This is a genomic window from Lachnospira rogosae (ex Hitch et al. 2025) (assembly GCF_040096455.1).
Taxonomy (GTDB): Bacteria; Bacillota; Clostridia; order Lachnospirales; family Lachnospiraceae; genus Lachnospira; species Lachnospira rogosae.
In genome coordinates this window covers 394,615-409,508 of the sequence record NZ_JBBMER010000001.1, presented here as the reverse complement: position 1 = coordinate 409,508, position 14,894 = coordinate 394,615, and the positions used below count along the sequence as shown (strand labels likewise).

Genomic DNA, 14,894 nt, shown 5'->3' with positions numbered 1-14,894 from the left:
CAGTTTTGTGGCTGGTTTCACATTTTTTACACACAATTTACATATTTAAACCACTATTTGCCATTATGATAATCGCATAAACAACAAAGGAGATGACTCATATGGTAAAGAATAAATTATTATATGCAACAATAGCAGCTATGTTAATGGGGGCTGTATTTACAGGCTGTTCTAATACTCATAATAACAATACAACAACAGAGAGCCAGAGCATTGTATCACTCGAGGAACTTGCCTCAAGTGCGGATTCAGATTTATCAATCGAATTAGATGATGAAGATAAGGTATCATCATGGGATGATTCATCAGCTTCACATATTACACTTGGAAGCCAGATTAGTTCTGATAGTTCATCGGTTGAAATATCAGGTTCAACAGTTACAATCACTAAAGCAGGAACATATGTTATATCAGGAAATGTAACAGAAGGAAATATAATCGTTAATGCGACAGATAAGGGAACTGTAAGATTAATTCTTAATAATGCTTCTATAAGCAATACAACAACAGCACCAATTAAGGTGTTAGATGCCAAGAAAGTTATACTTACACTTGCCGATAACACAACTAATACAATTACAGACAGCAGTCGTTTATCTACAGAAGAAGATTATTCAGCCGCTATATATTCTAAAGAGGATTTAATAATCAATGGAAATGGTACATTAAATGTCAATGCTGGATACCGCAATGGTATTAAGAGTACAGATGACTGCATTATCGTATCTGGTACATTAAACATAACAAGTACTGAGGATGGTATAATTGGTAAAGACCTATGCGGAATTGTAGCGGGTGATATTAATATTAATGCAGGTTCAGACGGGATTAAGTCAACTTATGATACAGACACTACTAAAGGAAATGTTATCATTGAAGGCGGTAATATAACTATTAAGGCTTCTAATGATGGCATACAGGCTGAAAATATACTTGTTATTAATGATGGTACTATTAATATAAAGACTAATAATGGTGCGGCTGATACAACACAGACGCATACAGATAATATGTATATGGGCCGTGGTGGTTTTGGTTTTAATAACAATAAGACAACAACTACCACAGATGATACAGCTGAGAGCAGAAAAGGTATTAAAGCTGGCAATATGCTTATAATCAATGACGGAGACATAACAATAGACTCTGATGATGACTCTGTACATTGCAATTCAGTAATATATATATATGGTGGTACTATAAATGCAGCTACAGGTGATGACGGAGTACATGCAGATGACTTGCTTACTGTCAATGGTGGAACAATAAATATAACACAGTGCTATGAAGGGCTTGAAGCTGATGACATAGTTATTAATGATGGAGATATAAGCGTTGTTTCAAGTGATGATGGCATTAATTCATCTGACGGAAGTATAACAATTAATGGCGGTAATCTTTTGATAAATGCAAGCGGTGACGGACTTGATGCCAATGGCTCCATTATAATAAATGGTGGATATATCGTTGTACTTGGTCCAACCTCGGACGGCGATACAGCAATTGACTATGATGACAGTTGTACAATTAATGGTGGAACAGTTATGGCATTTGGCTCAAGCGGAATGCTTGAAATTCCAAAAGGTGCAAGTAATGGAGCCTGTATAGTTACTGCATTTACATCTGTAAGTGGAGGCAGCAAGTATACATTAAGCGACTCGAATGGCAATGAAATATTATCATATACACCATCAAAGGCTTATGCCGCAGCAATTGTATATTCAGATAAGATAACAACAGGTAATACTTATGACATTACAGCAGGAAGTACTACATTATCAATTGAAGTTACATCTGATGTCACAAGCAATGTTTCAAGCGGTCTTGGCAAAGCTGGTGGAATGAATATGCCTGGCAATGGCGGCTCAGGTATGCCTAATAACGGTTCATCAGATAATGGTATGAATGGTAATTCTAACGGCTCAATGCCAGATATGTCAGGCAATGGAGCACCTGATATGAATGGAAACAGCTCTGGTGATATGCCATCAATGGGCGGCAATTCATCTAACAATGGTGGTAATATGCCTAATATGAATAATGGAAGCTCTAATGGCAGTGCACCACAGATGAATAACAGAATGTAATATCCGGATAAATAGTAAATAACCAGATAAATAGTAAATATGTTTTAACATGAATAACCAAGGTGTTTTGTGGTTTAAAAATTAAATCAAAAAATATTAAAAAGTGTCAAGTAAAAAAGCTTGACACTTTTTATTTGCTATGATATTATACTCAAGGCTTATAAATCATTTGAACCAGAAAGTTAAGGTGTGTTGTGGAACGTATTGTAGAACAGACATTATTATATGATTTTTATGGCGAACTGCTTAATGAACATCAGCGCAATGTATATGAAGATGCCGTATTTAACGATTTATCTTTAAGTGAGATTGCTGATGAATATAATATATCAAGACAGGGTGTTCACGACCTTATCAAGAGGGTATCCAATACATTAGAAGGATATGAGTCTAAGCTTCATCTTATTGAGAAATTTATGGATACTAAAGCCAAAGTAACCAAGATAGACGAGCTTGTTGATTCTTATATTGCTTCACCAGATATGAAGCTGATATTAGAGATCAAAGACCTGTCTAACGAAATTATCGAAGATTATTAAACATTTTAGGAGGATACATAATGGCATTTGACAGTCTTTCAGATAAACTTCAAAACATATTTAAGAATCTTCGCGGCAAAGGACGCCTTTCTGAAGCTGACGTAAAGGCAGCACTTAAAGAGGTTAAGATGGCACTGTTAGAAGCTGATGTTAATTTTAAGGTTGTTAAGAACTTTATTAAGTCAGTAGAAGAACGTGCGATTGGTCAGGATGTTATGTCAAGTCTTACACCGGGACAGATGGTTATTAAGATAGTTAATGAAGAGATGATTTCCCTTATGGGCTCTGAGACAACAGAGATTGCTATTAAGCCGGGGAATGAAATTACTGTCATTATGATGGCGGGTCTTCAGGGTGCTGGTAAGACAACTACTACAGCCAAGCTTGCAGGAAAGTTCAAAGCCAAGGGCAAGAAGCCTTTGCTCGTAGCTTGTGATGTATACAGACCAGCAGCTATAGAACAGCTTACTATCAATGGTAATAAGCAGGGCGTTGAAGTATTTTCTATGGGAACAGGACATAACCCTGTAGATATTGCTAAGGCTTCGATAGCACACGCCAAGGAGAATAATTACAACATAGTAATTCTTGATACAGCCGGACGACTTCATATTGATGAGAATATGATGGATGAGCTTATTAATATAAAGAGTGAGGTTAATGTTGACCAGACTATTCTTGTTGTTGATTCTATGACTGGACAGGATGCGGTAAATGTAGCATCTTCATTTAATGAAAAGGTTGGAATTGACGGAGTTATCCTTACTAAGTTAGATGGTGATACAAGAGGTGGTGCAGCACTTTCAATTAAGGCTGTCACAGGTAAGCCTATTCTTTATGTTGGTATGGGAGAGAAACTGTCAGACCTTGAACAGTTCTATCCTGATCGTATGGCATCAAGAATTCTTGGAATGGGTGATGTTCTTACACTCATTGAGAAGGCTGAGGCACAGATTGATGCAGATAAAGCCAAAGAGATGGAAGCTAAGATTAAAAAAGCTGAATTTGATTTTGACGATTTCCTTGAATATATGGGACAGATTCGTAATATGGGTGGTATAGGTTCTATTATGAGTATGCTTCCAGGTATGGGACTTGGCGGTAATATGAAGAATATCCAGATGCCAGATGAAGATGAGGCAGAAGCTAATCTTAAGCGTACAGAAGCAATCATACATTCTATGACTGCTAAGGAACGTAAGAATCCAGATATTCTTAATCCATCAAGAAAGAACAGAATAGCACGAGGAGCTGGTGTTGATATCAGCGAAGTAAACAGGCTTGTTAAACAGTTTGAGCAGATGAAGAAGATGATGAAACAGATGCCTGGTATGATGAAAGGTGCTAAAAAGGGACGTTTTAAGTTGCCTTTTTAACATAGATATAATTAATTACAGGAGGTGAAACAATAATGGCAGTAAAGATCAGATTAAAGAGATTAGGTGAGAAGAAGTCTCCTTTCTATAGAATTATCGTAGCAGATTCAAGATCTCCAAGAAATGGTAGATTTATTGAAGAAATCGGTACTTATGATCCTAATTACGATCCATGCAAGCTTAACATTGATGCTGAACTTGCTAAGAAGTGGTTATCAAACGGAGCTCAGCCTACAGAAGTAGTTGGAAAGCTTTTCAAGATGGCAGGTATCGAAAAATAAGACTAGTGGAGGTATTTAGCTATGAAACAGTTAGTGGAAGTTATCGCTAAAGCACTAGTTGATAATCCGGATGAGGTTGTAGTAACAGAAACACAGAAAGATAAAGCAATTATCGTAAATTTAAAGGTTGCTTCCTCAGATATTGGTAAGGTAATCGGTAAATCCGGAAGAATTGCAAAGTCTATTAGAGCTGTTGTATCTGCAGCCGCATCGAATACCGACAAAAAGGTTATTGTAGAGATAGACAATTAATGCACTGTTAATGAGCCATTATGCTTAATGTATAAGCATAATGGCTTATTTTGTATATATTTACCAATAGAAAATATGTTCGACATAGTGTATTATATATGTAATTGATGATTATATAATGCCAATAATTATAAAATAATTAATCGCAGGATAATAAGATTATTGCTGCAGCATTATTATATAGATTAATTAAGTAAGATAAAAGTGGGGAAGCATTATGAAGATAATACATTGTGCAGACTTGCACCTTGATTCTAATATGACAAGCAATCTAAGCAGGGAACAGGCTAAGCAGAGAAAAGCTGAGCTTCTTGCTACATTTGAGAGAATGATTGCTTATGCTAAAGATAACTCTGTGAAGGCTGTTATTATTGCAGGGGATTTGTATGACAAGAAGAATATATCAGCTAATGCAAGAAATGTTTTTCTGTCTGCAATTAATAACAATCCAGATATAACATTTTATTATCTAAGAGGTAATCACGATGCAGAAAGTCTTTTTATAGATTGTGATACAATACCGGATAATATTAAGATGTTTAATGACAGCTGGACTTCATATAAGATTGAAGCACCAGAGGATAATTCAGTAATTACTATTAATGGTGTGGAATTAACAGCAGATAATTCCAATGTTATATATAACTCACTTGTACTTGACAGTAATAATTATAATATTGTTACTTTGCACGGACAGGAAGCTATGTCATCGTCAAAGGATAAGACTGAGGTAATTTCATTAAAGGAACTTAAGAATAAGGCAATTGATTATCTCGCACTGGGACATATCCATTCATACAAGATGGAACAGCTTGATTCAAGGGGAGTATATTGTTATCCAGGATGCCTTGAAGGACGAGGCTTTGATGAATGTGGTGAACACGGTTTTGTACTTCTTGATATTAAGGATAACAAGCTTGTAGGTAATGAATTTATCAGTGTTTCCTACAGGAATTTGTATGAAGAAGATGTTGATATATCTGAATGTATGAATTCAGTAGAGATGGCAGAAAAAGTAAGAGAGGTTCTTTATAAGAAAGATTATGCGTCTGCAAGCCTTATCAAAGTTGTGCTTACAGGACAGATTGATATTAACGCAGAGAAGAACCTTACATATATTACTGAGAATTTTAAGAATGACTATTATTATTTTAAATTATATGACCATACTTCAATAAAAGTAGATTACAGCTCATACCAGTATGACAAGTCATTAAAAGGGGAGTTTGTAAGACTGGTAGAAAGTGACGATACACTTGATGATATTACGAAAGCTTCAATAATAAAGATAGGCATTGATGCGTTATCAGGAGAGGAATTTATATGAAATTAATCAGTTTACATATTGATAATTTTGGACAATTTAATAATTTTGACTATGTATTTGAAGATGGCATTAATCAGATTGTAGAAGAAAATGGCTGGGGTAAAAGTACGCTTGCAGCATTTATCAAGGTTATGTTTTTTGGTTTTGATAACACCAGTAAAAGAGATGATTATGTTAATGAAAAAAGGCGGTTTAAGCCTTGGCAGGGCGGCTTATATGGTGGAAGTCTTGCATTTGAGATTGATAATAAGCAGTATACAATATACCGTACCTTTGAAGCTAAAGATAAGGACGATACCTTTAAGCTTGTAGATACTATAACGAAATTAGATTCATTTGATTATACTTCTGATATTGGTAAAGAGATATTTGAAATTGACAGTGATTCTTTTGAAAAAACAGCTTACATTTTTCAGAATAATTGTGAAAGCGGCAGTACAGGCGATATAGCGGCACTTCTTGGCTGTGACGCCGTAGATGATGTAGATGTTAATAATTATGATGAAGTAATCGGACATATGAATGATAAGATTAATTCGCTTAGTCCCAAAAGAAAGACCGGGCAGCTTTACAAGATGAAAGAGGATATTGAACGGCTTAAGGCAAAGCTTATGGGAAAGAATGAGCTTGAACAGGCACTACAACAGACAATTTCATTAATCACTGAACAGAAGAAGGAATATAACAGGCTTGATAAAGAGCAGACGTCTGTTTCAGATATTCTTGATAAAGCTTCCAGACGGAAAGATCTTTTAGCCTTTAAAGAACAATATGATATATATAATTCGCAGCTTGCAGAACGCTATACAGCTTATAAGCAGTATGAGGAAGAATATAGCAAACTTCCGTCTGTTGAAAAGTTAAGTATACAGTTCAGCAACTTAGATGAGCTTAATAAAATATCCATCCAGTTAAAGCACATTGAGTTGAGTTCGTCAGAAAAAGAACGTCTTGACAGCCTTGAAGAGAAACTTTCTAATGTTACAGACAAAGAGATTGATTATTATATGAAAGCATATAATAAAATGTCTTCACTATATCAGGATATTAAAGATACAAGAGCACACCTTACTGCTAATTATGAAGCTGTATATGATAAGCCGAAGAAATCTTCGCCTGCTATTACTATTGCGGCAGCTATTATTGGAATTATATTAATTGCTGCAGGTATTATAATTCCTTCGCTGGCAGTTATTACTTTTTTACTTGGTATTGTATGTATAATGGGAGGTATTGCTTATGGTCTTGTTAACAAAGACCGATACAAGAATAATATGCGTACCTATAATATCCGTAATGAACAATATGATATTATAAAAGAAAAGCTGGATACTCTTACTAAACAGTATAACAAGCTTCAGCACGATATTGATGAATGGATATCAGCGATAGTGCCAGAACATAATATTGATGATACATATTATGAACTTATGCAGTTAAGCCAGCAGAAGAAAGAACTTTCAATGCTTAGGGACAGAGAACTTAAATATAATAAAAGGTTGAAAGAGTATAATGTAACAGCTATAATTGGAAGTATTAATACATTTATGTCTGATTATATGGAACATACCGCAATACCTGATATTCAGGGCTTTGATAATGCTATTAATGAATGTATATCAAAGCTTAACAGTATAAGACAACGGATTAATTATATTGAACAGTACAGAAAGTCTTATATGGATGCTGACAATGCATTTAAGCGTTTCAGGCAGAATAATGTTAATTATGAACAGCAGTTAAGTATGCTTCGTGAACTAGATGATATGCCTGATTATGATATTACTGAACTTAATGCACAGCTTAATAATATAAGGTCTGGTATGGAATTGTGCAGTAATACTATTAACGAATATAACAGCAGGCTTAATTCCAAGGAAAATGAGCTTGATGAGCTGAGTTCGTATGAGAGTCAGTTAAATGGACTTGAAGCAGACTATGAAACACTCCTTGCCAACTATAATAATCTGTTAAAAGCTAAAGATTATCTTGAAAAAGCAAGGATTTCATATGCAAAGAAGTATCAGGCACCTGTAAATGCTAAGTTTAAAGAGTATTTTGATATTGTGTCTGATAATACAGACAGCAATATGTATAGTTTTGATATACATAATAATCTTTTAAAGAATGAAGCTGGGCAGTACAGGGAGATTAGGTTCTTAAGTTCAGGCTGTAAGGATTTGGCTGGAATATGTATGCGTTTTGCATTTATTGATTCAATGTATAAAGATAAAAAACCGTTTATAATATTGGACGATCCATTTGTAAATATGGATACATTTTCTATTAATAATGCACACAGGCTGATTGAAAAGCTTGCGAAGAAGTATCAGATATTATATTTTACCTGTCATAACAGCAGAACTATGAAATGAATAATTACGATTTAAGAGGTGTATATGCAAGATTTATTAAGAGTTGGTGTTATAACATCGACACACGGAATAAGAGGGGAAGTTAAGGTATTCCCTACAACAGATGACCCTGACAGATTTAAGAAATTAAAGGAATGTATAATAGCGGGCAAGCGTGGCAATGTCAATGTTACAGTGCAGTCAGTAAAGTTCTTTAAACAGTATGTAATTGTGAAATTTAAAGAATTTGACAACATTAATGATATTGAAATCTATACAAAATGTGATCTGCTCGTAACACGTGATAATGCAGTAAAATGTGAACCAGGCGAATATTTTATATGTGATTTAATAGGACTTCGTGTAATTACAGATGAGGGTAAAGAATTAGGCAATCTGACAGACGTAATTGAAACAGGAGCTAACAACGTATACGAGGTTACTTCTGATACAGGCAAAATATATTATCTGCCAGTAATAGACCAGTGTATATTAAGCCATGATATGACTAACAGGACAGTTACAGTTCATATATTAAAAGGACTGCTTGATATTAATTAACAGTATATTGATTAATAATATAATACATATTTTACTTTTGAGATATATATGCTACAATAAGCACAAGTGGGTTAATATGAATTGACATAATATATACATATAGTAACCCACAATAATTTATATATGAGGAGGAATCACTATATGATTCAGAAACGAAACATTGCAATGTACATCATTCTCTCGATTGTTACTTGTGGAATTTTTGGCATTTACTGGTTTATATGTCTTACTGACGACTCTAAGCTGGCAGCCAATGATAATGAGAGTGCTTCTGGTCCGGTAGCGTTCTTGTTAACAATTGTAACCTGTGGAATATACAGCTGGTACTGGGCTTACAAGCTTGGTGACAGAGTTGACTACGCTGCTAATTCAAGAGGAATAGGAGATGGCTCAAGCAATTCCAAAATTCTTTTTATTGTATTACAGCTTTTGGGACTGGGAATAGTTAACTACCTTATTGCACAGGATAAGCTCAATAAAATCTCAGATTATGATTCATTCAACGGCAATGGTTATAATGGATTTAATGGCGGTTACAGCAATAACAACTATAATTCTGATAATAATTCATTCAACAATTACAATGCAGCTTCTGATAGCTCATACAGCGGTAATACAGATAATTACTCATCAGATAGCAGTTATGCTGATAATGTATTTAACAATGCCAATAATGACAGTTCATCATATGGAAGCTCTGCCAGTGAAGAACCAGGTAACAGTTATACAGGTTCAGTGAATAACGCACCTTATGGTAGTCCGTTTGATAATGACAAGTCAGATAACTAAAATTTTATAAATTAATTAAATTTTGGCCTTGCATATTATTAGTATATATGTTATCCTTATCAAGTTGTGAAAAAGAGAGATGGTCCTCTGTTGTGTATATCACATTAAGAACGTCGGAATAATAAGGAGGTCACACATGAATACAATTATTAAGAACATCGAAGATGCTCAGCTTAAGGCTGAAGTACCAGCATTTAATGTAGGTGATACAGTTAGAGTATCAGCTAAGATTAAGGAAGGAAACCGTGAAAGAATTCAGGTATTTGAAGGAACTGTTTTAAAGAAGCAGGGTACAGGAGTTCGTTCTACATTCACAGTTAGAAAGATTTCTAATGGTATCGGTGTTGAGAAGACTTGGCCATTACATTCACCTATCGTAGAGAAGGTTGAAGTTGTAAGACGCGGTAAAGCTAGACGTGCTAAGTTATTCTACTTACGTCAGAGAACAGGTAAGGCTGCTAAGGTTAAGGAATTAGTTAGATAATTATTATTATCTCATTATAAAGAATGTCACTTGTTATGTTAATAGTAACAGGTGACATTCTTTTTTTGACACATAAAGATGTATTTTGTATAATGAATAGAAATGTATATTTGTATACTAAATCATAGATTGGAGGAGAATATGATTTCATATCATAGAAGATATCAGGAAAATACTACTTTACTTAACCTTTTAAAATATATATTTGATATTTTAATGGTTATATTAACAGCTTATGTGCTTGTTTCATTCAGCTGCACAAGAACGACTATACTTGGAGGTTCTATGGAACCTTCGATTAATAACGATGATACTGTGCTTGTTAATAAATTTGCATATGCAATAAAAGGTCCTAAGCGTTTTGACTGCATAGCATTTGAACCAGATTCTATCGGCTCTTCCAAGTTATATGTTAAAAGAGTTATTGGACTTCCTGGAGAAACTGTCCAGATTAAAGAAGGACACATTTATATTAATGGAGAATTACTTGAGAATGATATTACTGATACATATATTGTAACAGCAGGTATGACAATTAATCCTGTAAAACTTGGAGATGATGAATATTTCTGCCTTGGAGATAATCGTAACAACAGTGAGGATAGCCGTTTTTCAAGTATAGGAATGGTTAAAAGAAAGCATATTATAGGAAAGACGTGGATGGTGCTTAGTCCATTTGAAGATATTAAATTTATTAAATAGCATTTATTAAGATTAAAGTATGGATACTAATCAAAGTATCGATATTGATATGATATTAACACTAATTATTCGTATTAATTGTAGAAATGAGGTATAAAATGAACTATCAATGGTATCCCGGTCATATGACCAAAGCCAAAAGAATGATGGAAGAAAATATTAAACTTATAGATCTGGTTATTGAGATTGTAGATGCAAGAATACCTATAAGCAGCCGTAACCCTGATATAGACAGCCTCGCGGTCAATAAAGCAAGAATTATTCTTCTTAATAAATCAGACCTTGCAGATGATAAGATAACTAACCAGTGGATTAATTATTTTAATGAAAATAATATATACTGCCTTAAGCTTAATTCAAGAAATAATTCAGGCATTAAGCAGGTCAACGGTCTTATAATGACAGCCTGTGCAGATAAGATAGAGCGTAATAAGCAGAGAGGAATATTAAACAGACCAATAAGGGCAATGGTTGTTGGAATACCTAATGTCGGAAAGTCAACATTTATTAATTCCTATGCTGGAAAAGCTAGTGCCAAGACAGGCAATAAGCCGGGCGTTACTAAGGGAAAACAATGGATAAAGCTTAATAAGAATGTTGAGCTTTTAGATACTCCGGGTATTTTATGGCCTAAGTTTGACAATCAGGAAGTCGGCAAAAGACTTGCTATGATAGGTTCTATGAATGATGAGATACTTAATGTCGAGGAGCTTGCTATCGATACAATAAAATATATATATAGTGAATATTCTGATAATGTTATTGAACGCTACGGTCTTGATAAAGAAAAGACTGCCGCAAGTTATGATGAAAATGCTATCAATCCAGATAATTCAGTAGCGTTATATATTATGGAACAGGCGGCTGTTAAGCGAGGCTGTATCAAGAAGGGCAATAATATTGATTACGAGAAAATATCTAATATTATTCTGGATGATTTCAGAAGTGGACGATTAGGACGAATATCATTAGAAACCCCTTAAAAGATGCTTAGAAGATACTTAGAAGATAATGGAGAGAACAATGTCAGATAAGATTAAGACAACCAAAGAAGAACGTGAAGCTAAAAAAGCATTAAAGCTTGCACAGGAAAAAGAACGTATTGAAAATATGTGCGTATATGAAAAGGAATATGAAGCATTTTCTTATATATGTGGTATAGATGAGGCTGGAAGAGGTCCGCTTGCAGGTCCTGTTGTTGCTGGTGCGGTCGTTCTTCCAAAGGATTGCAGGATATTATATGTGAATGATTCCAAGAAATTAAGTGAGAAAAAAAGAGAAATGTTATATGATGTGATACTTAATGAAGCCGTAAGTGTAGGCGTTGGAATTGTATCACCAGAAAGAATTGATGAGATAAATATATTAAATGCAACTTATGAAGCTATGAGAGAAGCTATTAATAACCTCACGGTTAAACCCGATATATTACTTAACGATGCAGTTACAATACCGGGTGTTGACATTGAACAAGTACCTATTATCAAGGGTGATGCAAAAAGTCTTTCAATTGCAAGTGCCAGTATAATTGCCAAGGTTACAAGGGACAGGCTTATGTACCATTATGATGAGTTATATCCTGAGTATGGATTTGCCAAGCATAAGGGTTATGGAACAAAACTTCACACAGATGTTCTTAAAGAAATCGGACCTTGTCCTATACATAGAAAAACATTTATTACAAAAATATGTCCTTAAAATAAAATGGAGGCTGGCTTATGGATATTAATATACAACAATTACTAAAAACAACTCTGGGACAGACGAGCCAGTCATATGATGTTAATAACAACAGGGTTGAGCAGAATACTGCCTCTAATATTAATCAGGCACAAAATATTACCAATAACAGCTCGCTTATCAAAAACCTTATTGCTGGAAGCGTGCTGACAGGCTTTATAAGTGAATTAAATGACTCTGATGCTGTTATAAGCCTTAATGATGGTTCGCTTCTTTCTGCAACTTTAGCCAATCAGGGGGCAGTTAAGCAGGGAGAAGTTGTTACATTTATAGTCAATCAGGTAAAGGATAATCAGATTTCATTAAAAGTACTGCCTGCTGATGAACAACAGAATATGTTCATTGATAAAGCACTTGAAGCGGCAGGTCTGTATCCTACTGAGGAGAATACAGCTATGGTCAAAGAACTGTTATCCCTTAATATGCCGGTTAATACAGATATGCTTAATACTGTCAATAAATATATGGCACAGTTTCCGGATAGTGACATTAAGACAATTGCCAATCTTGTACGTCTTGATATGCCTGTAACAGAGGAGAATATCAATCTTTATAAGGCATATGAAACATTTAATGCCAAGCTTGACGGACAGCTTAGTACTATGGAGAATGCACTGTCTGATAATATAATGCGTGCATTTAGCGATTTCTCCCGTGATGATATACAACAGCTTAATACTGTCATTAATAGTATGTATGGAAATGCAGATGATAACACAAATGTTACATCAAAACTGGTAACAGAAAGCTTTTCCAAGGATTTTATTAACGAATTATCAAGACAATTAACAGAAAGCTCTAACGGTGATATTGCAGAGAAATTAAATGACCCTTCAACGACTACTAAAGATATGCTCAACGCTATTCTTAATAATAATAAAATAACTGACCCTGCATTTCTTCCAACCAATAAAGCGACATTTGACAAGCTTTTACATCAGTTTATCAATGAAACTATGCGTATAACACCTAAAGATGTTGCAGACACTCCTGATACGCTCACCAATTATTACAAGCGTACCAAGAAAGTAATGGAAGATGTCGAAAATGTATTAAAGAGCAGTAAAGCAGATAATGATCTGGCTAAAAATATGTCTGACATAAAAAGCAATATTGATTTTATGAATGACCTTAATAAGAATATGACATTTTTCCAGATGCCGCTTAAATTCTCTGATAGCGAAGGCAATGGGGATTTGTATGTATTTACTAACAAAAAATCACTTGCTAACAATCCGGATGAAGTAAGCGCTATGCTTCATCTGGATATGCCTAATCTTGGATCTGTTGATGTATATGTAAAGCTTAATCATACTAATGTATCTACGAATTTTATTCTTGAAACAGCGGAATTGCTTGATTTTGTATATGCTCATATTAATGAATTAAATGAACGTCTTGAACAGCTTGGTTATTCAACACATTTTGAGATGACCTTGTCTAATAAAGAAAATGACTTTGATTTTAATACAGACTTTATAGAAAAAGATGTACATTCGGACAATGGCGGACAGTATGTATTTGATATAAAGGCTTAGATATATAAAAGTATAAATATATATAATCATATATATAGTCATAAATATCTATAAAGTCATAAAAGTCTATGAAAGAGGGGCGTGAAAATTTATTTTTGTGCAGAAATGAGGATTAGGATGGATAAGGATAACAACAAACCAAAGATTGCGGTTGCACTTCAATATGAAAAAGGTGAGCAGGCACCTAAAATCCTAGCCACAGGAAAAGGGTATCTTGCTGATAAGATTATTGAAAAAGCTAAGGAAACTGATGTTCCAACATATGAGGACAGCAAGCTTGCCAACACATTGTCTAATCTTGAAGTAGGAGATATGATACCACCTGAATTATATACAGTAGTTGCTGAAATACTTGTATTCGTGGATAAGACAGATAAATTACGAGGCAAAATTAATGGCTGATAAGTCTAAGAACAATAGTAAGTTTAAGAGTAGCAGCATACTTGATGATATAAGTGCATTGCATAATATAAACAAACCTAAAAACAGCAGGGCTACAGGCTCTGAATATGAAACATTAGCTGCTGCATTTCTTGAACAAAACGGACATACAATTATTACAAGAAACTATAGAACCAGATATGGTGAGATTGATATAATATCAAAATGTAATTCAACGCTTGTGTTTACAGAATGTAAATACAGAAGTTCTTCAAAATTCGGCGACCCGCTGGAGGCTGTTAATCTTCACAAACAGCAAAAGATATGTCATACAGCTATGAATTTCTGTGTAAAATACGGGTATGTCAATTATCCGTGCCGCTTCGATGTAATAGCAATATATAAAGACGGAACAATAAAACATATAAAAAATGCGTTTGAATACTCTTGAATTTTATGATTAATGAATTAATGGAGGTGTCT

Annotated in this window: 16 protein-coding genes; all 16 read left to right on the top strand. The window is 34.4% G+C overall.

What is annotated here, in order from left to right; all coding sequences use genetic code 11:
- The first annotated feature begins 101 nt into the window (after positions 1 to 101).
- The 16 genes from WMO14_RS01885 (at position 102) to WMO14_RS01810 (ending at position 14,862) form a co-directional block, all read left to right on the top strand.
- Entirely contained in the window at positions 102 to 2,087 is a 1,986-nt protein-coding gene (locus tag WMO14_RS01885) for a carbohydrate-binding domain-containing protein (protein WP_349153170.1), read from the top strand.
- 194 nt (positions 2,088 to 2,281) lie between these two features.
- Positions 2,282 to 2,626 (top strand): YlxM family DNA-binding protein, encoded by a 345-nt coding sequence (ylxM, locus tag WMO14_RS01880; protein WP_022501720.1) that lies wholly within the window; start codon positions 2,282 to 2,284, stop codon positions 2,624 to 2,626.
- Between the two features lie 20 nt (positions 2,627 to 2,646).
- Entirely contained in the window at positions 2,647 to 4,002 is a 1,356-nt protein-coding gene (ffh, locus tag WMO14_RS01875) for a signal recognition particle protein (RefSeq protein WP_055174800.1), read from the top strand.
- A gap of 35 nt (positions 4,003 to 4,037) precedes the next feature.
- Positions 4,038 to 4,283, top strand: a complete 246-nt coding sequence (gene rpsP / locus WMO14_RS01870; RefSeq protein WP_022501722.1) for a 30S ribosomal protein S16 — start codon at positions 4,038 to 4,040, stop codon at positions 4,281 to 4,283.
- Between the two features lie 21 nt (positions 4,284 to 4,304).
- Complete coding sequence (locus tag WMO14_RS01865) at positions 4,305 to 4,535, top strand: KH domain-containing protein (RefSeq protein WP_022501723.1); 231 nt, start codon at positions 4,305 to 4,307, stop codon at positions 4,533 to 4,535.
- A 217-nt stretch (positions 4,536 to 4,752) separates the two neighbouring features.
- On the top strand, positions 4,753 to 5,862 hold the full coding sequence (locus tag WMO14_RS01860) for a metallophosphoesterase family protein (protein WP_055306616.1): 1,110 nt from the start codon (positions 4,753 to 4,755) through the stop codon (positions 5,860 to 5,862).
- A complete protein-coding gene (locus WMO14_RS01855; RefSeq protein ID WP_090139971.1) occupies positions 5,859 to 8,237 on the top strand; it encodes an ATP-binding protein in 2,379 nt (792 codons plus the stop codon). The genes WMO14_RS01860 and WMO14_RS01855 overlap by 4 nt, the downstream gene beginning before the upstream one ends.
- 24 nt (positions 8,238 to 8,261) lie before the next feature.
- Positions 8,262 to 8,777, top strand: coding sequence for a ribosome maturation factor RimM (gene rimM / locus WMO14_RS01850; RefSeq protein WP_349153169.1), 516 nt, complete (start codon positions 8,262 to 8,264; stop codon positions 8,775 to 8,777).
- A gap of 141 nt (positions 8,778 to 8,918) precedes the next feature.
- Positions 8,919 to 9,566 carry a DUF4234 domain-containing protein gene (locus WMO14_RS01845; RefSeq protein ID WP_022501727.1) on the top strand — a complete coding sequence of 216 codons (648 nt, stop codon included), beginning with the start codon at positions 8,919 to 8,921 and terminating at the stop codon, positions 9,564 to 9,566.
- A gap of 136 nt (positions 9,567 to 9,702) precedes the next feature.
- Positions 9,703 to 10,050, top strand: a complete 348-nt coding sequence (gene rplS / locus WMO14_RS01840) for a 50S ribosomal protein L19 (protein WP_022501728.1) — start codon at positions 9,703 to 9,705, stop codon at positions 10,048 to 10,050.
- Positions 10,051 to 10,191: 141 nt separating this feature from the next.
- On the top strand, positions 10,192 to 10,752 hold the full coding sequence (gene lepB / locus WMO14_RS01835; RefSeq protein WP_022501729.1) for a signal peptidase I: 561 nt from the start codon (positions 10,192 to 10,194) through the stop codon (positions 10,750 to 10,752).
- Positions 10,753 to 10,850: 98 nt separating this feature from the next.
- The gene (gene ylqF, locus WMO14_RS01830) at positions 10,851 to 11,735 is read left to right on the top strand and encodes a ribosome biogenesis GTPase YlqF (RefSeq protein WP_022501730.1); all 885 of its coding nucleotides are present in this window, start codon (positions 10,851 to 10,853) and stop codon (positions 11,733 to 11,735) included.
- A gap of 40 nt (positions 11,736 to 11,775) precedes the next feature.
- Positions 11,776 to 12,450 carry a ribonuclease HII gene (rnhB, locus tag WMO14_RS01825; protein ID WP_055174792.1) on the top strand — a complete coding sequence of 225 codons (675 nt, stop codon included), beginning with the start codon at positions 11,776 to 11,778 and terminating at the stop codon, positions 12,448 to 12,450.
- Positions 12,451 to 12,470: 20 nt separating this feature from the next.
- The gene (fliK, locus tag WMO14_RS01820) at positions 12,471 to 14,030 is read left to right on the top strand and encodes a flagellar hook-length control protein FliK (RefSeq protein WP_349153168.1); all 1,560 of its coding nucleotides are present in this window, start codon (positions 12,471 to 12,473) and stop codon (positions 14,028 to 14,030) included.
- A gap of 117 nt (positions 14,031 to 14,147) precedes the next feature.
- A complete protein-coding gene (locus WMO14_RS01815) occupies positions 14,148 to 14,432 on the top strand; it encodes an EscU/YscU/HrcU family type III secretion system export apparatus switch protein (protein WP_022501733.1) in 285 nt (94 codons plus the stop codon).
- A complete protein-coding gene (locus WMO14_RS01810) occupies positions 14,425 to 14,862 on the top strand; it encodes a YraN family protein (protein WP_022501734.1) in 438 nt (145 codons plus the stop codon). The genes WMO14_RS01815 and WMO14_RS01810 overlap by 8 nt, the downstream gene beginning before the upstream one ends.
- Positions 14,863 to 14,894: the final 32 nt, after the last annotated feature.

What these genes read in the sequence shown, in the direction of transcription:
- fliK (WP_349153168.1), top strand. Translation starts at nt 12,471, where the DNA reads ATGGATATTAATATACAACAATTACTAAAAACAACTCTGGGACAGACG.
- WMO14_RS01885 (WP_349153170.1), top strand. Translation starts at nt 102, where the DNA reads ATGGTAAAGAATAAATTATTATATGCAACAATAGCAGCTATGTTAATG.
- WMO14_RS01810 (WP_022501734.1), top strand. Translation starts at nt 14,425, where the DNA reads ATGGCTGATAAGTCTAAGAACAATAGTAAGTTTAAGAGTAGCAGCATA.
- WMO14_RS01815 (WP_022501733.1), top strand. Translation starts at nt 14,148, where the DNA reads ATGGATAAGGATAACAACAAACCAAAGATTGCGGTTGCACTTCAATAT.
- WMO14_RS01845 (WP_022501727.1), top strand. Translation starts at nt 8,919, where the DNA reads ATGATTCAGAAACGAAACATTGCAATGTACATCATTCTCTCGATTGTT.
- rimM (WP_349153169.1), top strand. Translation starts at nt 8,262, where the DNA reads ATGCAAGATTTATTAAGAGTTGGTGTTATAACATCGACACACGGAATA.
- rplS (WP_022501728.1), top strand. Translation starts at nt 9,703, where the DNA reads ATGAATACAATTATTAAGAACATCGAAGATGCTCAGCTTAAGGCTGAA.
- WMO14_RS01860 (WP_055306616.1), top strand. Translation starts at nt 4,753, where the DNA reads ATGAAGATAATACATTGTGCAGACTTGCACCTTGATTCTAATATGACA.
- rpsP (WP_022501722.1), top strand. Translation starts at nt 4,038, where the DNA reads ATGGCAGTAAAGATCAGATTAAAGAGATTAGGTGAGAAGAAGTCTCCT.
- rnhB (WP_055174792.1), top strand. Translation starts at nt 11,776, where the DNA reads ATGTCAGATAAGATTAAGACAACCAAAGAAGAACGTGAAGCTAAAAAA.
- lepB (WP_022501729.1), top strand. Translation starts at nt 10,192, where the DNA reads ATGATTTCATATCATAGAAGATATCAGGAAAATACTACTTTACTTAAC.
- ylqF (WP_022501730.1), top strand. Translation starts at nt 10,851, where the DNA reads ATGAACTATCAATGGTATCCCGGTCATATGACCAAAGCCAAAAGAATG.
- ffh (WP_055174800.1), top strand. Translation starts at nt 2,647, where the DNA reads ATGGCATTTGACAGTCTTTCAGATAAACTTCAAAACATATTTAAGAAT.
- WMO14_RS01865 (WP_022501723.1), top strand. Translation starts at nt 4,305, where the DNA reads ATGAAACAGTTAGTGGAAGTTATCGCTAAAGCACTAGTTGATAATCCG.
- WMO14_RS01855 (WP_090139971.1), top strand. Translation starts at nt 5,859, where the DNA reads ATGAAATTAATCAGTTTACATATTGATAATTTTGGACAATTTAATAAT.